Origin of the sequence: Clostridium sp. BSD9I1 (assembly GCF_900185645.1) — a bacterium.
Classification (GTDB): Bacteria; Bacillota; Clostridia; order Clostridiales; family Clostridiaceae; genus Clostridium_AK.
Window position 1 is genome coordinate 36,719 of record NZ_FYAM01000024.1, and the last position, 22,395, is coordinate 59,113.

General features: G+C 31.0%; 22 protein-coding genes. All 22 read right to left on the minus strand.

Translation table 11 applies throughout. From position 1 onward, the window contains the following. Positions 1-9: 9 nt before the first annotated feature. The 22 genes from ppdK to hemW all read right to left on the minus strand — a co-directional run bounded on the left by ppdK (position 10) and on the right by hemW (position 22,016). On the minus strand, positions 10-2,643 hold the full coding sequence (gene ppdK / locus BSD9I1_RS13595; RefSeq protein WP_186430811.1) for a pyruvate, phosphate dikinase: 2,634 nt from the start codon (positions 2,641-2,643) through the stop codon (positions 10-12). A gap of 78 nt (positions 2,644-2,721) precedes the next feature. Beyond that, positions 2,722-3,357 (minus strand): helix-turn-helix transcriptional regulator, encoded by a 636-nt coding sequence (locus tag BSD9I1_RS13600; protein WP_035308467.1) that lies wholly within the window; start codon positions 3,355-3,357, stop codon positions 2,722-2,724. 307 nt (positions 3,358-3,664) lie between these two features. Further along, on the minus strand, positions 3,665-4,267 hold the full coding sequence (locus BSD9I1_RS13605; protein ID WP_186430812.1) for a DUF4342 domain-containing protein: 603 nt from the start codon (positions 4,265-4,267) through the stop codon (positions 3,665-3,667). After that, entirely contained in the window at positions 4,260-5,015 is a 756-nt protein-coding gene (recO, locus tag BSD9I1_RS13610; protein ID WP_186431094.1) for a DNA repair protein RecO, read from the minus strand. Before recO ends, BSD9I1_RS13605 begins: the two co-directional genes overlap by 8 nt. Positions 5,016-5,030: 15 nt before the next feature. Next, positions 5,031-5,912: a GTPase Era gene (era, locus tag BSD9I1_RS13615; protein WP_035308461.1), complete on the minus strand. Its 882-nt coding sequence runs from the start codon at positions 5,910-5,912 to the stop codon at positions 5,031-5,033. A 10-nt stretch (positions 5,913-5,922) separates the two neighbouring features. Continuing rightward, a complete protein-coding gene (locus tag BSD9I1_RS13620; RefSeq protein WP_035308457.1) occupies positions 5,923-6,336 on the minus strand; it encodes a cytidine deaminase in 414 nt (137 codons plus the stop codon). A 105-nt stretch (positions 6,337-6,441) separates the two neighbouring features. Then, on the minus strand, positions 6,442-7,143 hold the full coding sequence (locus BSD9I1_RS13625; protein WP_186430813.1) for a diacylglycerol kinase: 702 nt from the start codon (positions 7,141-7,143) through the stop codon (positions 6,442-6,444). Positions 7,144-7,165: 22 nt separating this feature from the next. Then, the gene (gene ybeY / locus BSD9I1_RS13630) at positions 7,166-7,666 is read right to left on the minus strand and encodes an rRNA maturation RNase YbeY (RefSeq protein WP_186430814.1); all 501 of its coding nucleotides are present in this window, start codon (positions 7,664-7,666) and stop codon (positions 7,166-7,168) included. Then, complete coding sequence (locus BSD9I1_RS13635) at positions 7,663-9,762, minus strand: HD family phosphohydrolase (RefSeq protein ID WP_186430815.1); 2,100 nt, start codon at positions 9,760-9,762, stop codon at positions 7,663-7,665. The genes ybeY and BSD9I1_RS13635 overlap by 4 nt, the downstream gene beginning before the upstream one ends. 20 nt (positions 9,763-9,782) lie before the next feature. Then, positions 9,783-10,928, minus strand: a complete 1,146-nt coding sequence (gene yqfD, locus BSD9I1_RS13640; RefSeq protein WP_242966487.1) for a sporulation protein YqfD — start codon at positions 10,926-10,928, stop codon at positions 9,783-9,785. Beyond that, positions 10,921-11,205, minus strand: a complete 285-nt coding sequence (gene yqfC, locus BSD9I1_RS13645; RefSeq protein WP_035308446.1) for a sporulation protein YqfC — start codon at positions 11,203-11,205, stop codon at positions 10,921-10,923. Before yqfC ends, yqfD begins: the two co-directional genes overlap by 8 nt. A gap of 105 nt (positions 11,206-11,310) precedes the next feature. After that, entirely contained in the window at positions 11,311-11,757 is a 447-nt protein-coding gene (locus BSD9I1_RS13650; RefSeq protein WP_035308445.1) for a GatB/YqeY domain-containing protein, read from the minus strand. A gap of 27 nt (positions 11,758-11,784) precedes the next feature. Continuing rightward, positions 11,785-11,961 carry a 30S ribosomal protein S21 gene (gene rpsU, locus BSD9I1_RS13655; protein ID WP_010292600.1) on the minus strand — a complete coding sequence of 59 codons (177 nt, stop codon included), beginning with the start codon at positions 11,959-11,961 and terminating at the stop codon, positions 11,785-11,787. A 135-nt stretch (positions 11,962-12,096) separates the two neighbouring features. Continuing rightward, the gene (locus BSD9I1_RS13660) at positions 12,097-12,441 is read right to left on the minus strand and encodes a histidine triad nucleotide-binding protein (RefSeq protein WP_186430817.1); all 345 of its coding nucleotides are present in this window, start codon (positions 12,439-12,441) and stop codon (positions 12,097-12,099) included. Positions 12,442-12,572: 131 nt separating this feature from the next. After that, positions 12,573-13,874 carry a tRNA (N(6)-L-threonylcarbamoyladenosine(37)-C(2))-methylthiotransferase MtaB gene (mtaB, locus tag BSD9I1_RS13665; RefSeq protein ID WP_186430818.1) on the minus strand — a complete coding sequence of 434 codons (1,302 nt, stop codon included), beginning with the start codon at positions 13,872-13,874 and terminating at the stop codon, positions 12,573-12,575. Beyond that, the gene (locus tag BSD9I1_RS13670) at positions 13,874-14,626 is read right to left on the minus strand and encodes a 16S rRNA (uracil(1498)-N(3))-methyltransferase (RefSeq protein ID WP_186430819.1); all 753 of its coding nucleotides are present in this window, start codon (positions 14,624-14,626) and stop codon (positions 13,874-13,876) included. Before BSD9I1_RS13670 ends, mtaB begins: the two co-directional genes overlap by 1 nt. Positions 14,627-14,638: 12 nt before the next feature. Beyond that, a complete protein-coding gene (prmA, locus tag BSD9I1_RS13675) occupies positions 14,639-15,586 on the minus strand; it encodes a 50S ribosomal protein L11 methyltransferase (protein ID WP_186430820.1) in 948 nt (315 codons plus the stop codon). A gap of 227 nt (positions 15,587-15,813) precedes the next feature. Next, positions 15,814-16,926, minus strand: a complete 1,113-nt coding sequence (gene dnaJ, locus BSD9I1_RS13680) for a molecular chaperone DnaJ (protein ID WP_035308432.1) — start codon at positions 16,924-16,926, stop codon at positions 15,814-15,816. Between the two features lie 137 nt (positions 16,927-17,063). Next, positions 17,064-18,911: a molecular chaperone DnaK gene (dnaK, locus tag BSD9I1_RS13685; protein WP_186430821.1), complete on the minus strand. Its 1,848-nt coding sequence runs from the start codon at positions 18,909-18,911 to the stop codon at positions 17,064-17,066. 78 nt (positions 18,912-18,989) lie between these two features. Next, entirely contained in the window at positions 18,990-19,604 is a 615-nt protein-coding gene (gene grpE, locus BSD9I1_RS13690) for a nucleotide exchange factor GrpE (protein ID WP_186430822.1), read from the minus strand. 50 nt (positions 19,605-19,654) lie between these two features. After that, entirely contained in the window at positions 19,655-20,680 is a 1,026-nt protein-coding gene (gene hrcA, locus BSD9I1_RS13695) for a heat-inducible transcriptional repressor HrcA (RefSeq protein ID WP_186431096.1), read from the minus strand. Between the two features lie 205 nt (positions 20,681-20,885). Continuing rightward, positions 20,886-22,016, minus strand: coding sequence for a radical SAM family heme chaperone HemW (gene hemW / locus BSD9I1_RS13700; protein ID WP_186430823.1), 1,131 nt, complete (start codon positions 22,014-22,016; stop codon positions 20,886-20,888). Between the last annotated feature and the right edge of the window lie 379 nt (positions 22,017-22,395).

Below are 22,395 nucleotides of genomic sequence, written 5' to 3' on the forward strand. Positions count from 1 at the left end.
TTAATAGCTTTATTTTCTTGGATTTTTCACTTGTGCTTGTGCTGCTGCAAGTCTTGCCACTGGAACTCTATATGGTGAGCAAGATACATAATTTAATCCAGTTTCATGGAAAAATTCCACTGAAGATGGATCCCCTCCATGCTCTCCGCATATTCCAAGCTTTATATCCGGTCTTGTCTTTTTACCTAATTCGCAAGCCATTTCTACAAGTTTTCCTACTCCTTTTTGGTCTAACTTTTGGAATGGATCAAACTCATATACTTTCTTTTCATAATAATCATTTAAGAATTTACCAGCATCATCTCTTGAGAATCCAAATGACATTTGTGTTAAATCATTTGTTCCAAAGGAGAAGAATTCTGCTTCTTTTGCAATTTCATCTGCAGTTATAACTGCTCTTGGAATTTCTATCATAGTACCCACATGGTACTTTAATTCTACTCCTGCTTCATGTATTATAGAATTTGCAACATTTACAACTATATCTTTTACATATTTAAGTTCTTTCACTTCACCGACAAGTGGTATCATTATTTCAGGAACTATATTAAATCCCTTATCTTTCTTAACTTTTATTGCTGCTTCTATTACCGCTCTTGTTTGCATCTCTGCAATTTCTGGATATGATACACTAAGTCTACATCCTCTATGACCCATCATTGGATTAAATTCATGTAAGGATTCAACCTTTGATTTTAAAGTTTGGAATGTTATTCCCATATCCTTTGCTAATTCTTCAATATCTTCATCTTCTGTTGGAAGGAATTCATGTAGTGGTGGATCTAAGAATCTTATAGTTACTGGTCTTTCTTCCATAGCCTCATAAATTCCTATAAAGTCTTCTCTTTGCATTGGTAAAAGCTTTTCTAAAGCTTTTCTTCTTTGCTCTTCTGTTTCTGATACTATCATTTCTCTTACTGCTGGAATTCTATCTTCATCAAAGAACATATGCTCTGTTCTACAAAGTCCTATACCTTCAGCTCCAAACTTAACTGCTTGAGCTGCATCTCTTGGAGTATCTGCATTTGCCCTAACTTTCAGAGCTCTTATTTCATCTGCCCATGACATAAATGTTCCAAAATATCCACTTATCTCAGGAGCTACAGTTTTAATGGCCTGACCGTATACATATCCTGTACTTCCGTCTAAGGATATATAATCTCCTTCTTTATACATTTCCCCATTTACTTCAAAGCATCTAGTACTTTCATGTACAACTATTTCTCCACATCCTGCAACACAACAAGTTCCCATACCTCTAGCAACAACTGCAGCGTGAGATGTCATACCTCCTCTTACAGTAAGTATACCTTCTGATGCAATCATTCCTTCTATATCTTCAGGAGATGTTTCAACTCTTACAAGTACAACCTTTTCCCCTAACTCGTGATGTGCCTTTGCATCTTCCGCTGTGAAATATACCTTTCCACAAGCTGCTCCTGGAGAAGCTGGAAGTCCTTTAGCTATAACCTTAGCATTTTCTAGTTGATGTGAATCAAAGTTTGGGTGAAGTAATGTATCTAGCTGCTTTGGGTCAACTTTAAGTACAGCCTCTGTTCTAGTTATAAGTCCTTCTTCTACCATTTCAACAGCTATTTTAAGTGCTGCTTGAGCTGTTCTCTTACCATTTCTTGTTTGAAGGAAATATAATTTACCTTGTTCAATAGTAAACTCCATATCCTGCATATCTTTGTAGTGATTTTCTAATCTATTAGCTATATCCATAAATTCTTTATAGCATTCAGGAAGATCTTCCTGTAATCTAGTTATAGGAAGAGGAGTTCTAATTCCTGCAACAACATCTTCACCTTGAGCATTTATAAGGTATTCACCAAAGATTTCTTTTTCACCAGTAGCAGGATTTCTAGTAAATGCAACCCCTGTACCTGATGTATCTCCCATATTACCAAATACCATACTTTGAATATTAACTGCTGTACCCCAGCTACCTGGAATATCATTTAATCTTCTATATACAATAGCTCTTGGATTATCCCATGATCTAAATACTGCAGTTACTGCTTCTATTAACTGAGCTTTAGGATCTTCAGGGAAATCTTCTCCCATTTCCTTTTTATATAGGGCCTTGTATTTTTTTACTACTTCTTTTAAATCAGATGCTTTTAAATCCGTATCAAACTTAGCTCCTATAGATTCCTTAACCTCATCTAAAATATCTTCAAAGTTTCTTTTATCTATTCCCATAACTACATCAGAAAACATCTGTATAAATCTTCTATAGGAATCATATGCAAATCTTTCGTTATTAGTTAAATTACTTAAAGCCACTACTGTATTATCATTTAAACCAAGGTTTAAAATTGTATCCATCATACCTGGCATAGAAACTCTTGCTCCAGATCTTACTGATACAAGAAGAGGATTTTCTAAGCTTCCAAATTTCTTTCCTGTAATGTTTTCAAGATTTGCCATAGCATTAGAAATTTCATTTACTATTTCATCGGATATTTTTTTACCATCTTCATAATATCTAGTGCAAGCTTCCGTAGAAACTGTAAAACCTTGTGGTACAGGTATACCTAAATTAGTCATCTCTGCTAAATTAGCACCTTTTCCACCAAGTAAATTTTTCATTGAGGCATTGCCTTCGTTAAACAGGTATACATACTTTTTGATTTCCATTTATAAACAACCCCTTTTGTATGTTTATTTATCTATTTATTATATTAAAGAGTTTATTAATATACTCCTTAAATTTTTTTATGAGTTTTCTCCCATTTTTACTAAAAGTTTTGTGATATTAGTTTTTGATATTTTACCAATGATTTTATAAGCTTCTTTTTTATCATTATCATCAACTTTTTTTACAACTGGCAAACTATCTACTTCATGCTCTATAATTTTTATAGCTGCTTCATAAGCACTGTCTTCTTCTTTTACAAATACTATATTAGGCATTCTAGTCATTATAATACCTACAGGTATCTTATGCATGTCAGTTCCTCCCATAGCAGACTTTAAAAAGTCTTTTCTTGAAACTGCACCTACGAGCAATCCGTTATTTTCTATAAAAAGTGTACCAACATCATTTAAAAATAAATTTACTATAGCATCGTAAACCATTGTAGATTCATTAACAACTACGGGACTTCCCATTACATCCTTTACTTGTATGTTTCTTATGTAATCATAAACCAAACTATAAGAGGGTTTCCTTGAATATATATATCCTACCTTCGGCTTTGCTTCTAAAATTCCTGTCATGGTGAGAATAGCTAAGTCTGGTCTTAATGCTGCTCTGGTAACACTTAGTTTACCTGCAAGCTGTTCACTAGTTATAGGTTCGTGTTCCTTTACTAATTTAATAATTTCCTCTTGTCTTAGTGATAGTTTAATTTATTTCACCCTCTTTCACACATAACCAACAATTATATGTATTATTTCCCTTAAATTCATAAATAGTATAACACTTTTATTTATATATGTCTATTATTTTTTAATATTTTGCGCATTTTGTTTCTATTTGCATATAACTTTGCTATTTAACAATCTTAAAGAAAGTAAAAGATTATAGTTTTATAATTTAGGATACATATATTACAAAGATACCCACTACATAAATTTTACCAAATCTTCATTTTTTATTCAACAATTTTACCTTTAAAACTAAAAGTCAGCAGATTTTTTCTGCTGACCTTTTTTATTACTTTTCCTTATTTTCCGAGTTACTTTCCTCGTCAATCTCTTCAAAGTCAACTGTATATGTGTATACATTATTATTTTCGTCATTAGTACTACTTTTTTCACCAGTAAATTTATCTTTTACATTTAATGCACTATCTTGTACCTTAGATGCTGCATTTTGAGCCTTTTCTTTTACGTCTTCCACGGTGGATTTCAATATTTTATTAACCACCTCAACAGTGCCATCCTTTTTAGTTATTTCTATAGTAATCTGCGTTAAGGCTGCTGCAAATACGCCTAATGTAATGAGGGGTGCATAAATTAGACTTGGTATAGCTACTGCAAGTCCTGCAGTTACTGGTATATCTAATAATACCTTCTCATCTTTTTTTATTCTTATTCTAGCAACATTACCTTTACTTACAAGGTCTTTTAACCATTTCACAAATTCATCTTTATTAGTATATGAATTTTCCTTTGGAGCCTTTTTACTTTCTTCAATAAATATTAATGCATCTACTACATTTCCTTCAGACTTTTCCAAAGCTTCTCTTGCTTCGGCGTAACTAACTCCAGTTCTATCTCTTACAATATCAATTTTTTCTAAAGTTATTTCACTCACTTTTTTCACTCCTTTTAATAAAGTTTAATGTTTCTAAACTCTTAGGTTTTCTAATATAACTTTGAGCTATAATATTCCCTAACAATTTTTCAATTTCTTCTTTTAAATTAGAAGGTATTGTAACTCTATAGGATTTTTCCAGTGCTAAATTATTTAGATATTTAATAATATTATAAGCTGCAGGGCTTACCCTCATACCATTTAATTTTGGGCACTTAGTACATACACCCCCAAGATATTGAATACTAATATAATCTGCTGAACTTATAGGTTCTTTACATATCGAACACTTATGTAAATTAAGTCCATATCCTGTAGCCCTAAGTATATTCATTTCAAAGACCCTAGCTAAGGTTTCTAAATCACAAGCATTATTCTTCATAAGGTAAAAAGCTGTTACAAGTTCCTTGAAAAGTTCTCTGTTACTTTCTTCCTCAGCCATGCTTATATCTATGAGTTCACAAAGATATGAAGCATAGGATATAGTATCAAAATCACTTAAAATTCCTTGAAAAGAATCTATAATAGTACCTTCATTTAGTGTATACATACCCTTTCCTCTATAAAGTATATAATCACCATATGTAAATGTTAAAGTATTTGAGAAATACTTACTTCTATTTTTCTTAGCACCTTTAGCTATAGCAGAAATTTTCCCTAGCTTCTCTGTATAAAACCAGATCAATCTATCTGATTCCTTATAATCTTGAGTTTTAAGTACTAGCGCTCTTGTCTGAAATATAGCCAGAAAATCATCTCCTTGCTATTTATACCCTAGCTCTCTTAATACTGTATTGTTATCTCTCCAGTCCTTTTTAACTCTTACCCAAATTTTCAAGTAAACCTTACATTGTAAAAATGTTTCCAAGTCCTGTCTAGAGTATTGGGTTATCTTTTTTAACATTTCTCCATTTTTCCCTATTACTATTCCTTTGTGTGAATCTTTTTCACAAAGCATATCTGCATTTATTTCATATGCTCCATTTTCTTTTTTCTTCATAGTTATAATATCCACACCTATTCCATGAGGCACCTCTTCTGATAAAAGTCTCAATGCCTTTTCTCTAATTGTTTCAGCAACTATAAATCTTTCCTGTTGATCTGTTATCATGTCCTCTGGATAATACATAGGTCCTTCTGGGATATAATTTTTTACAATTTCCATTAATTTATCTACATTTTTTCCCTTAGCTGCAGAAATAGGTATAATTTCTGTAAACTTAAACTTTTCCGAATAAATTTGTAGTGTCTTTGCCACCCTTTCTTGAGTATTTTCGTCTATTTTATTTACTACAAGAAATACAGGCACTTTTGCTGCTTCAAGCTGGTTTAATATATATTCATCTCCCTTTCCAAATTCTCCTTCTGGAGTAGTTAAGAAAAGCACTACATCTACCTCTTTCAAAGCATCTGTAGCTACATTTACCATATATTCTCCAAGCTTATGTCGTGGTTTATGGATTCCTGGAGTATCCACAAATATTATTTGTGATTCCTTATCTGTAAGGATAGTTTGAATATTGTTTCTTGTAGTTTGTGGTTTACTAGATACAATAGACAACTTTTCCTCCATTATATGGTTCAACAAAGTTGACTTTCCGACATTCGGTCTTCCTATTATTGTTATAAATCCTGATTTAAACATATATCCTCCTTCATTTGTTGAGGTCTTTTTTAGAAAATGATAATGGGAATATTTCACTAAACTTCTTTATTACAAAGTCACTTTTATTTTTTATTAAAATAACATCTATATCTTCAGATATAAATTCACTAATTACCTGCCTGCATATACCACAAGGCATTGTATAAGTTTCTATATCTCCAATTTCAGCTAAAGCTTTTATTTCTTTCTTACCTTCAGAAATAGCTTTAAATACAGCTGTTCTTTCTGCACAATTAGTAGCTCCAAAAGATGCATTTTCTATATTACATCCTGAGTATATACTTCCATCTTCCATAAGAACTGCTGCGCCCACCTTAAAGTTAGAGTAAGGTACATATGCAAATTCTCTAGCATTTATAGCTTCTTCAATTAATTTACTATATTCCCCTTTCACTTTCCTCATCCCTCCAATTTCCATCTTAGTTCTTAAACAATTATATCATTTTATTTCATTACAGTTTAATTAATAAAATATTAAATTAATTCCCTTTAATATCTAAATACTAGTTTACCCAAAAACTTTAAATAATAACAAAGTAATTAGTGTTCCAAATACCGCTCCTACTATAACTTCTATAATAGAATGTACTTCTGAGTCCACTCTGCTTTGAGCAACAATTATTGCTAAAAAAAAGCTTAAAATTATAGCTTCAACATCTTCAGTTATTAGGGCAATCATGGTAGCTATAGAAAAGGATATGGCACTATGACCACTTGGCATTCCTCCCTTTAATGGAGTCCCCTCCCCAAATATAGCTTTTACAATTAAAGTGCTTATAAGTACAATAATAAAAATTATAAATATAGTATATGGGTTAGAATTTTTAATCTTATTAATCACCATAAAGTTTATATATACAAGTTTGCTCCAAAATATAATATATCCCACTGCTAAAGCATTTATAGCAGTAACTAAAACTGCCCCTGCTGCTACATTTTTCGCAATTTTAGCTAAAGGGTGATAATAATTGGTTGTAGCATCTATAGAAGCTTCAATAGCAGTATTTATAAGCTCTGCAGTTATTACCATAGTAACTGATAAAAGTATTATTAAAAGCTCCGTCCTACTTATATCATAGAAAAAGCAAATAGTGAGAACTGCAAGAGCTGCTATCATATGGATTCTCATATTTCTTTGAGTTCTTACCGCATATAATATTCCTTCGATTGAATAATTAAAGCTATCTAATAATTTTTTCACACTTTTCATTCAGGCACCTACTTTTAGTATATTATCTTGTTAATTGAAACTTACTCAAAATTTCCTCTTCCCTCTTTCTCATAACTAACTTTTCTTCTTCTTCCATATGATCATATCCTAAAAGATGAAGTACAGAATGTATTGTTAAATAACAAGCTTCTCTTAGAAAAGAATGCTCGTATTCTTCGCTTTGTTCCAATGCCTTTTCTAAAGAAAGAACTATGTCCCCAAGTACTAACTTCCCATCATCTAAATATATAGGTGAAAACTTATATCCTTTATACATTTCTTTAAATACTTTTCCATCACTGTACTCAAGCATAGGAAATGAAAGTACATCTGTTTCTTTATCTATTGCTCTATTCTCCAGGTTTATTTCTTTTATTTCTTCATTATCAACAAATATAACACTTACTTCGTAATCTATATTTACTTCCTCTTCTTTTAGCGCATAATCTATTATACTTTCTATAGTATTTTCTAACTCCTTATTTACTTCTACTTTATCTTGACCATTTTCTATATATATCATTTTCTTTTATCACTCCCGTTAGTTTTGTTATCCCACTTATCTGTAGGGTATTCTATTCTTTGATGATATATGCCCATTAGTACTTTTACAAAGGTTTTCTTTATCTTTTCTATTTCTTTTAAAGTCAAGTCGCATTCATCCAATTGACCCTCATTTAATCTTGCTTTAACTATATTGTTTACCATTTCTTCTATTTTCCCTTTAGTTGGCTCGCTTATAGATCTCACTGCTGCCTCAGTACTATCTGCAAGCATTATTATAGCTGCTTCTTTAGTTTGAGGCTTTGGACCTGGGTATCTAAAATTTTCTTCATTGACTTCATCTGGATTTTCACTAGAATTTTTTGCAGTTAGATAAAAATACTTTACTAATGTTGTACCATGGTGCTGTTTTATTATATCTTGAATAACTGAAGGTATCTTATAATCCTTAGCTAATTCCTCTCCATCCTTTATGTGGGAAGTTATTATCAGCGTACTTAAATTCGCAGAAATCTTATTATGCGGATTATCATTTCCTATTTGATTTTCCTTAAAGAAATAAGGCCTTTTTATTTTCCCTATATCATGATAATAAGAAGCTACTCTTGCAAGCACTGGATTCCCTCCAACTTCTTCAGCTGCAACCTCCGACAAATTTCCAACCAAAATGCTGTGGTGATAAGTACCAGGAGCCTCCATCAAAAGCCTTTTAAGTAACGGATTATTGGGATTAGAAAGTTCTAAAAGCTTTATAGTGGTAACTATGTCAAACGTACTCTCAAAAAAGGGTAGAAACCCTATAGTAAGTACACCTGAAATTATACCTCCTGCCAAAGTAAAGGATGCCTTTCTCGCAACCTCTGCTATATTATCACTTAAAAGTAATCCTAAAGAAAACGCAAAGATAACATTTATTACAGCTATATACAAAGAACAATATAATATGTCATTTCTCTGCTGCATTTTCCTAAGTATTACAGAACCAAGTATTGCATTAACTATAGCAAGCAAAACAATTTCAGCATTAAATCCTACAGCACAGCTTATAAATACACAGTTAAAGCCATTTATTATTAAAGATATTTTCCTATCTACCAATAGTAAAGTAGTGATCATAGGTATAAAGGCAAATGGAATTAAAAATGGCTGAATATTAAGCGATCTTGCAATAGCAACAGCCAAACAATTCAATATACCAATTAATATAATTTTACTATTGTCCTTATATATTTCATTTTTGAATTTATATGCATAAAACCACTGTAAGGATAGTATCAAAAACACAAATATGCCTAAATTAAAATATATATACCATCTGTGGCTATCTTTGGTATTTAGAAGCCCTAATTTTTGCAAAATGTCTAATTGTATTCTTGTTACCGGTTCTCCTTCTTTAACTATTGTTTGATCTTTTTTTATAACAATAGGCGATTTTTTCCTAATTTCCTCCCTAAGCTCTTCAGTTTTTTCTTCATTATAAAAAAAGTTAGGTTTAATTTGCTTATACGCAATTGATATAACTAAATTTTTCATTACTTTCTTTGGTAGTGTTGAAGAATTTACCTTTATATTTATAAATTCTTGAGCCTTTTTTATATCTTCTTGATTGCTTTTCTGCTTATTATCACTTATATTTACATTGTCATAAAGTTCGGACATCACACCCGCTAAAAAACCTTGTATTACTTTGATTTCATCTTTATTTAGGGATATTAAGGATAAATAATCCTCTTCTTCTAATGTTATCTTAGAAGTAGTCTTTAAGTTATTTACTTTTTCATCGTTTTCATAAGCACTATCCTTCAAGGTATATGCATTATTAAGCAATTCATTAATATCATTTAACACTTGAGTTTTAACTTCAGGATTTTTATTATATTGAAGCGGAACTGCTTGTAACGCTTGCTGTATCTTAGTCTTAGTTGCAGCTTCATCTATAATTTCTCTTGGTGCCTTTATATCTACTTTGGCTATATCCCCTTCTTGTAAATTATACTTTTGTGTTACTAGTGATGTTACTAATACGGAATATATAAAAATAAAAATACAAAAGAAAATTGCTATTCTATTTGTATTCTTATTCCTATATAAATTTCTTAAATTAATTTTAATCATGAATTACCATCCCTTTGATGTTAATTATTTTTCTCTTGTGATGCAATATTTTCTTCCCCTACGACAAGTACTCTAAGAATTATATATTCATTTTCTGCTTTCTCTTCTACAATTTCGTCTACCACTTCAGTGTTTTTATCTAAAGACTGTTTAATTTTTTTTATCATTTCTTTAGAATAATTATCTATAACTTTCTTTTTATCAATGGCTTTGTTTTTTTCTTGAATTTCAAAGCATTCTTCCGTTATAAAAAAACCTTTTTTATTTACTATTTTATCATAATTTGAAAAGTTATTCATTTCCTTTTTAAAAAATATCTTTTTATTTCCTATTTGTATAAATATATTTTTTACTTTATTCCCCGTTCTTTCTTTTATCTTTTCAACAACTGGTATCTTTTTCACATCTTCGTAAAAGGTTCTTGCAATTACATGTCCCTTAGCAGGTACTTGATATATATTCCCTTCTCTTCCCTGCTCTCCTTTTACAAGAAGCTGCCCCTTTTTAACTACATCCCCTCTTTTAACTAAAGCCGTACCTGAAGTAGTATATACCCTTACTACTTCTCCATCTTTCATAGCTACTAAATTACCTGGAGTAGTTTCATGCACAAGCATCGGAGGAGTAGCTCTTTCTGATGCTACAACTTTAAGCACAGACCCCTCTACCCTAACTCTTACCCACAAAATTTCATCATTATCTTTTGTTAACTTTTCTTCTATAACCCCTATATTTAAATTCCTTTTTCTAATTCCTTCTTTTATACCATAACTTGCAAGTTCTCTTCTGAGCTCATAGGGTGAAAGCCTTTTTTCTGTAACTATATCTATCTTCCATACAAAGGTAGATAAATAATATAGTATACAAATAAAAAATACTGTGCCAAAAATTAATGCGTTTCTTTTTCTCATTCTTATAAATAAAAATGCAAGTCCTTTTCTTTTTATTACCTTTAGCTTAGTATGTGTTTTTTTTGATATTTTGTCTAGCTTAAGATAATCTTTTAATGAAATTTCCAAAGATACAGTTGTTAAATCTTTTTTTCTTATATTTTTTACTCCTATGTTATTTTTCCAAAGCAGGTTTATAAACTTTTCAATATTTAAGGATTGGGCTTCAATTTCAACGCTACTCCTTTTATAATTTTCTAAGTTTATCTTAATCATTTTTTTCATACACTATGGATTTAAATTTTCCTTTAAGGGTTATGGTACTTCCCCCTAAGAAAGGTATTTCAAAATCACTGCCGTATATACACACCAATCCAACCCTTGACTTAATTTTAACCTGCTTTTCATCGAAAACAACTATTCCTTTATGATTTTCTATTATTATTTCATTATCCCCTGTTATTATTATTTTAGGGAAATCCATCACTATATCTCTTGGCAAATCCAGTTTTTCAGCTAGTTCATTTTTAGTCTTATCTATTCTTTCCTCCATATCTTTCTCCTAAAAATACTTTCATATTAATTTATGAATGTTAAGAGAAGGTTATGATTTATATATGTAAAAAAAGGCTGAGTTACCTCAGCCTTTATGTTAATTCTATTTATTTAGAAGCTTTTTTACTATCTCACTAACAGCTTTCCCGTCTGCTCTACCCTTAGTTTTAGATACAACTACGGCCATTACTTTGCCCATATCTTTTATACTATTTGCCCCAACTTCTTCAATTACCTGTAAAATGATACCTTTTACTTCTTCATTAGTTAATTGCTGAGGAAGGTAACTTAACAAGATTTCAATTTCTGCTTTTACACTATCAACTAAATCCTGCCTATTTCCTTTTTCAAATTCAAGCATAGCCTCACGTCTTTGTTTAACTTCTTTAGCTAAAATATCGACGATTTCATCATCTTCAAGAATTCTTCCATCAGTCTTTTCACCTAGTAGTATAGCTGATCTAGCCGTACTAATAGTATTTGCTTTAAATTTGTTACCTGATTTTAAAGCTTCTTTCCAATCCTGTTGTAGTCTTTCTTTTAGGGCCATAATTAGTACCTTCTTTCAAAAGAAATATTACTTAAACTTTCTCTTTCTAGCAGCTTCTGATTTTTTCTTTCTTTTTACGCTTGGCTTTTCGTAATGTTCTCTTTTTCTTACTTCAGAAAGAACACCAGCTCTAGCGCATTTTTTCTTAAATCTTCTTAATGCATTTTCTAGTGATTCATTTTCTCCAACTTTTATTTCTGACATTGATCTCCCTCCCTCCGCTATTTCAATTTAATTTAAAAAATTGAACAGGTAATTCGTGGGTCGCATAGCACATATTCTATTATATAATACTATTTAAGATACTGTCAACAATTTCATTTAATGTTTGAAATCTTTTTATCCTGGTGGCCACTGTAGAGTTCTTCCCCCTAACAAATGAAAGTGAATATGCCCTACTGTCTGCCCTCCATCTTCTCCACAGTTAGTAACAACTCTATATCCTCTGTCAGCTAAATCAAGCCTTTGCGCTATATCTTTTACTGTCATAAATATATGAGCTATTATATCGCTATTTTCTTTTGTAAGATCATTTACGTTTTCTATATGATTTTTCGGAATTATAATCACATGTACTGGCGCTTCAGGGCTAATATCTTTAAATGCTAAAACCTTGTCATCTTCATATACCTTTTGTGAAGGTATTTCACCTTTTACTATTTTGCAAAATATACAGTTCTCCATTAGTTCACCTCCTGCATCATTTACATAATTTGTATGTTTTGTAAAAATCTTTGCTCCCGTTATAAATCAGCACATCTCAAGTATTTGAGATGTTCCCTTATAGTCAAATGTTACATTTATTATATCTTAATCTACATAATATTTCCAATACTATATTCATCTTTTGCTTCAATAATTTTTGTATCTAATATTTTTTCATCTATATGAGATTCAGATTTTGATACTACCTTTATATAATTCGGAGTATATCCCTCATATAAATCATCATTTCCATTAAAGTTTTGCTCATAAAGAACTTTGAAATTTACTCCAATAAACTTTTCCATAAATTCTTTTTCATTTTTCCTATTTAATTCTATTAGTTTAGCACTTCTTTCATCTTTTATAGTTCCATCTACTTGATTTGGCATATGCTCTGCCTTAGTTCCCGTCCTTGGACTAAACTTAAATATATGCATCTTTGAAAGCTTAATTCCACTTAAAAACTCGTAAGTCTTATTAAATTCTTCTTCAGTTTCTCCTGGAAATCCTACTATTATGTCAGTAGTTATAGAAACATCAGCTATGTACTTTCTTAATCCTTCAACTATATCCCTATATTCTTTAATAGTATATTTTCTATTCATTCTTTTTAAAGTTTCATCACATCCACTTTGAAGAGATAAATGAAAATGTGGGCAAAGCTTATTTAACTTAGAAAGTCTTTCTATTATACCTTCTGTGAAAAATTGAGGATCTATAGATCCTATTCTTACTCTTTCTATTCCCTCTACTTTATCAATTTCTTCTAATAATTTAACTAAGTTCCAACCTTCTCCAATATCATCTCCATAACAAGCTATATGTATACCGGATAAAATAACTTCTTTAAATCCATGATTTGCAAGTCTATATACTTCTTCCATTACCTTTTCAGGATTTTTACTGCATACCGCTCCTCTGGCAAATGGAATTAAACAATATGAACAAAATCTATTACATCCATCTTGAATCTTTAAAAAGGCTCTTGTTTTATCTTGATATTCTTCAATATTTAATTCTTCAAATATGTTATTTCTAAGAACATCAGCTACTTCTACAATTTGACTTTTCTCATCTAAAAATTTCCCTACAAGTTCTGCTACTTCGCCCTTATTTCTAGTCCCTACTACTATATCTACTCCTGGAATTTCAGCCACCTTATCTGGTGCAATTTGAGAATAACATCCAGCAACTACTATAACAGCTTCTTCATTAAGTCTTCTAGCCCTACTTATCATTTGACGGGATTTTTTATCCCCCATATTTGTAACAGTGCATGTGTTTATAACATATACGTCGGCACACTCATCAAAGTTTACTAAATCATATCCTGATTTTATGAATTTTTCTGTCATAGCTTCCGTTTCATATTGATTCACTCTACAACCTAAGGTAGTAAATGCAACTCTCATTAAATATTTCCTCCTAAATCTCCTAATTCATACATAATTAAAGATGCAGCTACAAACCCTGCTGTTTCGGTTCTAAGTATTCTAGGTCCTAGTGTCACTATAAAAGCTCCCATATTCTTTAGCTTTTCTATTTCACTTTCCTCAAATCCGCCCTCTGGTCCTATTACAATACCTACATTTTTAACTTCATCTTTAATTATGCTATTTACTACTTTTCTTACTCCGTATCCCTTTTCATTTTCATAAGGCACTATAACTAAATCCATGTCTTTTAACTCAGCTAATGCTTCATCAAATTCTATGGGTTCTCTTACTTCTGGAATAATAGTTCTCTTACTTTGCTTTGCTGCCTCTAATGCAATTCTTACCCATCTATCTACTTTTTTAAATTGCCCAATTTCCCCTTTTACAACTACCCTATCTGTAATTATAGGCGTTATTTCCTTTATGCCAAGTTCACAATTCTTTTGTACTATTAAATCCATTTTAGTAGATTTAGGCAGTCCTTGAAATAAAAAAACATTAATAGGTGCTTCATTATTTATAGAAAGCTTTTCTTTAATCTTTACTATTACTTGACTTTTATTTACTTCCTCTACTATACCTAAATATTCTTCTCCATTACAATTATTAATGCTTACTTCTTCTCCTGCCTCAAGCCTTAATACTTTATATATATGCTTTACATCTTCTCCCTCAATTACAGCTTGATGCATATTTACATTTTCTTTAGGAACAAAAAACTTATGCAAATTCAACACTCCTTAGTTACGTTTTGCAACAATACAAACCCATTCTCCCTCAGTATTTTCTTCTATTATTTCAAATCCACTTGCCTTTAACTTATTTATTACATCTTGCTTTCTATCTTTGATTATGCCAGATGAAATGAAATATCCATCCTTCTCTATAAAACTTTTTACCTCATCTGTTAAAAATATTATAATATCTGCTATTATATTAGCTACTACTATATTTGCTTTTCCTTTAACTACATCCATTAGATTTCCATGAAGTATTTCTATATTATCTACTTCGTTAAATGATATATTTTCTTTGGCAGATTTTACAGCTACAGGATCTAAATCAACACCTATAACCTTATTAGCCTTAAGTTTTGCTGCAGCAATAGCAAGTATTCCAGACCCTGTTCCTATATCAAATACTGTTGAATCTTCTTTAACATATTTTTCTAATGCCTTCACACACATGCGCGTGGTTTCGTGAGTACCTGTACCAAATGCCATACCTGGATCCAAATCTATAACTAATTCTTCCGGGCTTGCCTTATATTCTTCCCATATGGGCCTTACTACTATTTTTTGTCCTATTTTCGTAGGTTTATAATATTTCTTCCAGTTATTTTCCCAATCTGCCTCATTTACCTTAGTTACAGTAACTATTCCTTTTCCCTTGTCTATTCCATATGTATGTAAATTATCTATACTTTCTTTTATGTATGATATATATTCCTCAAAACTTTCATCATCTTTATAATATCCTTTAATTACAACGCCATCTTTTACAACAAGCAATGTCTCATCAAAATAATCCCAATCTCCAGGATGATTTTTCTTATATTCTATATCTTCAGGATCCTCAATTGAAACTCCCTTTACTCCTGTATTATACATTATTCCAGACACTGCTTCCATAGCTTCACTGCTAGTTATAATACTTACCTCTAACCAATCTTTATCTTCATTATGCATAAAATGCCCTCCAATTTTTATTATCCTAAATTACTTATCAATTATACATTATTGACCTACTTTTTTAAAGTAAACACCCTATAAAAAATGCGAAGCATTTTTTATAGGTACTAGGCCAAAGGTACCAGGTAATAGGATTAGATGAAACTTTGCATTGCAAAGTTTCTACATTTCCCAATTCCTAGTACCTTAATCCTAATTCCTAAAAACAAATTGCTCCGCAACTTTTATTTAAAAAATTTCTTTAAAAATCCTTCTTTTTCAGAACTCTTTATTTCACCGCTAGCTTCCATGTAAGCAACTAGTGCTTCCTTCTGCTTTTGATTTAGAGATTTAGGTATATCAACTACTACATTTACGTATTGATCTCCCCTTCCTCTTCCATTTACATGTGGAACTCCTTTTCCTTTTAGTCTAAATACTGTACCTGGCTGAGTTCCTGCTGGAACAGTATACTTAACTTCTCCATCGATAGTTTTCACCTTAAGTTCCGTTCCAAGTGAAGCCTTGCCAAAACTTATATGTGTATCAACATATATGTCATCTCCCTTTCTTTTAAAGAACGGATGTGGCATTACCCTTATTGCAACATATAGATCTCCTGGAGGACCTCCATTTACTCCTGCTTCTCCTTGTCCTCTTATAGGAATAACATTTCCAGTATCAACCCCAGCTGGTATATTAACTTTTATTTTTTTAGATTTTCTTAATATACCCTTACCCTTACATTCTGGACATGGATCTGTAACTACAGTTCCTTTACCATTACATTCATCACAAGTATTTACACTTACAAAACTTCCAAGTGGAGTATTTCTTTGCACCTTAACTTGACCAGTACCTCCACACTTGGTACAAGTTTTAGAATGACTTCCTGGTTTAGAACCACTACCCTTACAAGTTTCACAAGTTTCACTCTTTGTTATATTTATTTCTTTTTCTATTCCAGTCATTGCTTCTTCAAAAGTTAAATTTACGGCATATTCCATATCCTCACCCTTTTGAGGTCCATTTCTTCTTCTACTTCCACCAAAACCTCCAAAAAATGAATCAAATATGTCTCCAAAGCCTCCAAAACCTGAAAAATCAAAACCAGACGGATCAAATCCTCCACCATTAAAATCTGTGGTTCCAAATTGATCATATTGAGCCTTCTTTTGTGGGTCAGAAAGCACTTGATATGCTTCATTTATTTCTTTAAACTTTTCTTCAGCTTCTTTATCCCCTTGATTCTTATCAGGATGATATTTTATTGCTAGTTTTCTAAAGGCTTTCTTTATGTCTTCTTCGCTTGCGCCCTTTTGAAGTCCTAGTATTTCATAAAAATCTTTTTTAGCCATACTTTTACCACCTTTAATGAATTGAAATATCGAAATCAAAAATTTCCATAAATCATGTAACATAAATATTCAGATGGAGAATACTCCCCATCTGAATCAAATCACAATTTACTTTTATATTATATGTCAATTATATACTATTTGTCATCTTCTACTTTATAATCTGCATCTACAACATTATCATCTTTAGGACCATTTGCTCCAGCACCTGGGTTTCCTCCAGCCATGTTTGGATCAAATCCAGCACCTTCTGCGCCTTGATACATCTTAGATGAAACTGCATAAAACGCTTGTGTTAACTCTTCAGTAGCCTTTTTAATTGCTTCTAAATCTTCTTTTTCTTTAACTTCTTTCAAAGCATTAAGCTTTGCTTCTATATTAGATTTATCTTCTGCTGAAACCTTATCTCCTAAATCAGCTAATGCTTTTTCAGTTTGATATGCCATTTGGTCTGCATTATTTCTAACTTCAATAGATTCTTTTCTCTTCTTATCTTCTTCTTCATATTGTTTTGCTTCATTAACTGCTTTATTTATTTCATCTTCTGATAAATTAGTTGAAGCTGTAATTGTAATGTTAGCTTCTTTTCCTGTTCCCTTATCCTTAGCAGAAACATTAACTATACCATTAGCATCTATATCAAATGTAACTTCTATTTGTGGAATTCCTCTTGGAGCTGGTGCGATTCCTGAAAGTGTAAATCTTCCAAGGGTCTTGTTACCTCCTGCCATTTGTCTTTCCCCTTGAACTACGTGAATTTCAACAGAAGTTTGGCCATCAGCAGCTGTAGAGAATACCTGACTCTTTCTTGTTGGAATAGTTGTATTTCTTTCTATTAATGGAGTTGCTACTCCACCTAAAGTTTCAATTCCAAGTGTTAATGGAGTAACATCAAGAAGTAATACATCTTTTACATCTCCTGTTAAAACTCCAGCCTGTATAGCTGCACCAACTGCAACACATTCATCTGGGTTTACTCCCTTAGAAGGCTCTTTTCCAGTAAAGTTTTTAACAGCTTCCTGAACAGCTGGTATTCTTGTAGATCCACCTACAAGTATTACCTTATCAACCTCACCCATGCTTAATCCAGCATCACTTAGAGCTTTTCTCATTGGTTCTATAGTAGCATCTACTAAATCATGAGTTAATTCATTAAATTTAGCTCTTGTTAAATTCATATCTATATGCTTTGGACCAGTTGCATCAGCAGTGATAAATGGTAAGTTTATATTAGTTTGCATTGATGAAGATAACTCTATCTTTGCTTTTTCTGCTGCTTCCTTTAATCTTTGAAGTGCCATTTTATCATTTCTTAAGTCTATACCATATTCCGCCTTAAATGTATCTGCTATATGATTCATAACTCTCTCATCAAAGTCATCACCACCAAGTTTTGTGTTACCATTAGTGGATTTAACTTCGAATACACCATCACCAAGTTCAAGTATAGATACATCAAATGTACCGCCACCTAAGTCATAAACAAATATTCTGTGATTTTTATCCATCTTATCAAGACCATATGCTAAAGCTGCAGCTGTTGGCTCATTTATTATTCTTAAAACCTCAAGCCCAGCTATTTTTCCTGCATCTTTAGTTGCCTGTCTTTGGCTATCATTAAAATATGCAGGCACTGTGATAACTGCCTGTGATACTTTTTCTCCTAAATATGCCTCAGCATCTGCTTTCAATTTTTGAAGCACCATAGCTGAAATTTCTTGAGGAGTATGATCTTTTCCATCTATATTAACCTTATGATTTGTTCCCATATGTCTCTTTATGGAAATTATAGTTTTGTCAGGATTTGTTATGGCCTGTCTTTTAGCCACCTGTCCTACTAATCTTTCTCCATTAGCTTGAAAGGATACAACTGATGGTGTTGTTCTAGCTCCTTCTGCATTTGTTATAACTACAGGCTCTCCACCTTCCATTACTGCTACACAAGAGTTTGTAGTTCCTAAGTCTATACCTATTACCTTTGCCATAGTATTTTTTACCTCCTTATAAATCAAACAATAAAATATTTTTATATATGAATATTAAATAGAATTTCTATTTAAATTTTAATTAACAACTTTTACCACACTGTGTCTTATTACTTTGTCTGCTCTTTTATACCCCTTTTGAAATACTTCCACTATTTCATTATTGCCATAATTCTCGTCTTGTATATGCATTACAGCTTCATGATAATTAGGATCAAATCCATTATCTATACTAATTTCATCCACACCTAATTTTTCAAGAGATCCTTTAAATTGTTTTAGTGTCATTTCAACACCCTTCTTTAAATCTTCAAAACTTCCCTCAGCACTTACAGCTCTCTCTAAATTATCAAGTACTGGAAGCATATGCTTTAAAACATCGCTGCAAGCCTCTGTGTATATTCCTTCTTTTTCTTTAGAAGTTCTTTTTCTGTAATTATCATACTCTGCTATTGTTCTTAAAAGTCTTTCTTTCAATGTTTCTAATTCATTACTTAATTTATTATTCTCATTTAAAATATTGGAATTTTTTTCTTTCAATTCTTCTATACTTTCCCCTTCAAATTCTTCGTCAATTTCCTCAAATTCCTTATCCTCTTTTATTTCAGCTTCTTCCAAGGATTCATCTATTTTCATATCTTCTGAAAATATTTTATCTTCATTATTCAAATCCTCTTTTTTTATTTCTTCCATTTGACTGCCTCCGTTTCTTATCTTTATATTTAAGGTAATTTAAATCTAATTTATCTTATATAGTCATCTGTAAGAGTTTTATTTAATTCATTCACCACTGCTGCTAAAATAGAGATAACCTTATCATAAGGCATTCTTGTTGGTCCTATTACTCCTATAGAGCCCAATGGACGTCCCCCAATGCTATAAACTGCAGAAACTATACTGCACTCCTTAGCATCTTCTAAAAAGTTTTCTCCTCCAATTTTAATATCCATACTTTCAGTAGAATTTATTAAATCATTTACTTTCTTCTTATTATCAATTAATGATAAGAATTCCTTAGCTCTTTGTATATCGTTGTATTCAGGATAATGAAATATATTAGTAGTTCCCTCAAAATAAATATCTGAAGACTCCATACTATTTAAGCTTTCGTATATAACTGGCATAATAGAATTAAATATCTCTTCATATCCAAATAAATCACTTTTTAAATTATTTATAACTTCTAAATTAATTTCTTCTATATTTAAATTACTTAATCTTATATTTAATAAATTATTAATCTTAACTAATAATTCTGTATCTATAGATTTTGTCATCCTTATCAAATTGTTTTTTATTATTCCTCTATCTATAACAATTACAGATAGGATATTATTATTATCAATGTGTATAAGTTGTATAGATTTAATCTTGCCTTTTCTAAATGATGGTGCCTTTACTACTGATGTAAGTCTCGTAAGTTCCGCAAGTAAATATGATGCTTCTTTTATTACTTTATCTATTTCATGTAGTGTAGATTTTATTATATGCTTTTTTATGAATTCTTCTTCTTCATAGGTTACACGGGAAACCTGCATTAATTTATCTACATATAACCTGTATCCTTTGTCAGAAGGCTTTCTTCCTGAAGAACTATGAAGTTGCTCTAAATATCCCATTTCCTCAAGATCAGCCATTTCATTTCTTATAGTAGCAGAACTTATACCTAGATCATACTTTTTAGCTATGGTCCTGGAACCCACAGGCTCTGCTGTATCTATGTAATCAAGTATTATAGCCTGAAGTATTTTTATTTTTCTCTCATCCATTTCCATAATATCACCTCTTTTATTAGCACTCACTCCTGTTGAGTGCTAACTGCTATGATTAAAAAATATCATTATCGAAATCATTTGTCAAATTAATTTAATTTTAAATATTAAAGAAATATAGGTAATTATCCCTTATAAATTAATTTTTAACTATATTTCTTTCAAAATCTCTTCTTTATTACTAATACTTATTGATTTTATTTTAGACAGTTAATATAAAATCACTCATAATCACATTCGAAACCTCTATTCCTCTAGGGGATAGATATAATTTATTGTCTTTTAATATAAGTAATTTATCCTTTAAATATTTATCTATTATTTGCCCATAAACTTCGTATATATTTTTATTAAATCTCTTTTTAAATTCATTTATATCTACTCCATTTATTTTTCGAAGGCCCATAAACATAAATTCTTCCATATCATCTTTTAAAGTATTATGATGAATTTCTAGCTTAACTTCCTCATTATTATTTATTTTTTTTATATAATTTCTTATACTTTCTACATTTTTATATCTGTTATGATTTATATATGAATGAGCAAATGCTCCGCAGCCAATATACTCATCCAAATTCCAATACACCAAATTATGTATACATTCTTTCCCCAGCTTTGAGAAATTTGATATTTCATATTGATTATATCCATTTTCCTGTAAACTTCTTTTAATCTTTGAATACATTTCTCTTTCTACTTCTTCACTTGGTAAAGTCAACTCATCATTTTCATATTTAGTATAAAACGGAGTCTCTTCTTCAATTATTAAACTATAGCATGATATATGTTCAGGATTTAATTTAATTATTTCTATTAATGTTTCTTCTATTTGTTCTAATGTTTGATTTGGGAGACCAAACATTAAATCTATATTTATATTATTAAAATGAAGCTTTCTTGCCTCCTTATATGTTTCCAAGAAGTCATTTAATTTATGTATTCTTCCAATACCCTGCAGCAGCTCATTTTGCCATGCTTGAAGCCCTATACTTAATCTATTAACTCCCATTTCCTTAAACCTACAAAGTTTTTCTTTACTTACAGTACCTGGATTTACTTCTACAGAAAATTCTAAGCCATCACTCTTATCTAGCTTGTCTATGCTATACTTCAATTTTTCCCAATGTCTTATATCTAAATAAGATGGAGTTCCACCTCCAATAAATATAGTTTTAAATTTATAATCTTCTAAATCATCAAGTTCTGTACATAAAGCATCCACATAAGAATCCATTAAAGCTTCTTCTCCGCAATATGATGGAAAATCGCAATAAAGGCACTTTTGTTTGCAAAAAGGTATATGTATGTATAATGAAAGTTCTTTTTTCATTTTTAATCAGCTCCCTTTAGAATAAGAAAGCGTTGGCTACGCAAAAAAGCTCTAATATTTCTTCCTTTCAAGGCGCCTAAGCCCTCTAAACTCGCTATAGCTCAAACAATAGAAGGCTCTATACGGCGCCATGAAATCAGAAATAAAGAGCTTTTAATTGCTTGCTCAATGCTTTCTACAATGCAAATTCTATATTTGTGTTCAACATTAAAAATATCATTCATGATTACCTGACTAAAGGGATGGTAATCCCGAAGACCGATAGGTCATAAAATATTAATCATTCTATTTTTTATGAAAAATCTTTTATTGTATTATATTTTTAACTTGTAATTTAAATTTCCTCATTTAGTTCGTATAAGTTCTTGTAACTCCTCAG

Coding starts and splice junctions, on each gene's coding strand:
- era (WP_035308461.1), bottom strand. CDS start 5,912: ATGTTTAAATCAGGATTTATAACAATAATAGGAAGACCGAATGTCGGA.
- dnaJ (WP_035308432.1), bottom strand. CDS start 16,926: ATGGCTAAAAAAGATTTTTATGAAATACTAGGACTTCAAAAGGGCGCA.
- hrcA (WP_186431096.1), bottom strand. CDS start 20,680: ATGGATGAGAGAAAAATAAAAATACTTCAGGCTATAATACTTGATTAC.
- BSD9I1_RS13620 (WP_035308457.1), bottom strand. CDS start 6,336: ATGAGGAAAGTGAAAGGGGAATATAGTAAATTAATTGAAGAAGCTATA.
- BSD9I1_RS13660 (WP_186430817.1), bottom strand. CDS start 12,441: ATGGAGAACTGTATATTTTGCAAAATAGTAAAAGGTGAAATACCTTCA.
- ybeY (WP_186430814.1), bottom strand. CDS start 7,666: ATGATATATATAGAAAATGGTCAAGATAAAGTAGAAGTAAATAAGGAG.
- yqfC (WP_035308446.1), bottom strand. CDS start 11,205: ATGGAGGAAAGAATAGATAAGACTAAAAATGAACTAGCTGAAAAACTG.
- hemW (WP_186430823.1), bottom strand. CDS start 22,016: ATGAAAAAAGAACTTTCATTATACATACATATACCTTTTTGCAAACAA.
- BSD9I1_RS13650 (WP_035308445.1), bottom strand. CDS start 11,757: ATGGCCCTAAAAGAAAGACTACAACAGGATTGGAAAGAAGCTTTAAAA.
- dnaK (WP_186430821.1), bottom strand. CDS start 18,911: ATGGCAAAGGTAATAGGTATAGACTTAGGAACTACAAACTCTTGTGTA.
- ppdK (WP_186430811.1), bottom strand. CDS start 2,643: ATGGAAATCAAAAAGTATGTATACCTGTTTAACGAAGGCAATGCCTCA.
- BSD9I1_RS13635 (WP_186430815.1), bottom strand. CDS start 9,762: ATGATTAAAATTAATTTAAGAAATTTATATAGGAATAAGAATACAAAT.
- grpE (WP_186430822.1), bottom strand. CDS start 19,604: ATGGAAGAAATAAAAAAAGAGGATTTGAATAATGAAGATAAAATATTT.
- BSD9I1_RS13625 (WP_186430813.1), bottom strand. CDS start 7,143: ATGAAAAGTGTGAAAAAATTATTAGATAGCTTTAATTATTCAATCGAA.
- yqfD (WP_242966487.1), bottom strand. CDS start 10,928: ATGATTAAGATAAACTTAGAAAATTATAAAAGGAGTAGCGTTGAAATT.
- mtaB (WP_186430818.1), bottom strand. CDS start 13,874: ATGAGAGTTGCATTTACTACCTTAGGTTGTAGAGTGAATCAATATGAA.
- rpsU (WP_010292600.1), bottom strand. CDS start 11,961: ATGTCAGAAATAAAAGTTGGAGAAAATGAATCACTAGAAAATGCATTA.
- prmA (WP_186430820.1), bottom strand. CDS start 15,586: ATGCATAATGAAGATAAAGATTGGTTAGAGGTAAGTATTATAACTAGC.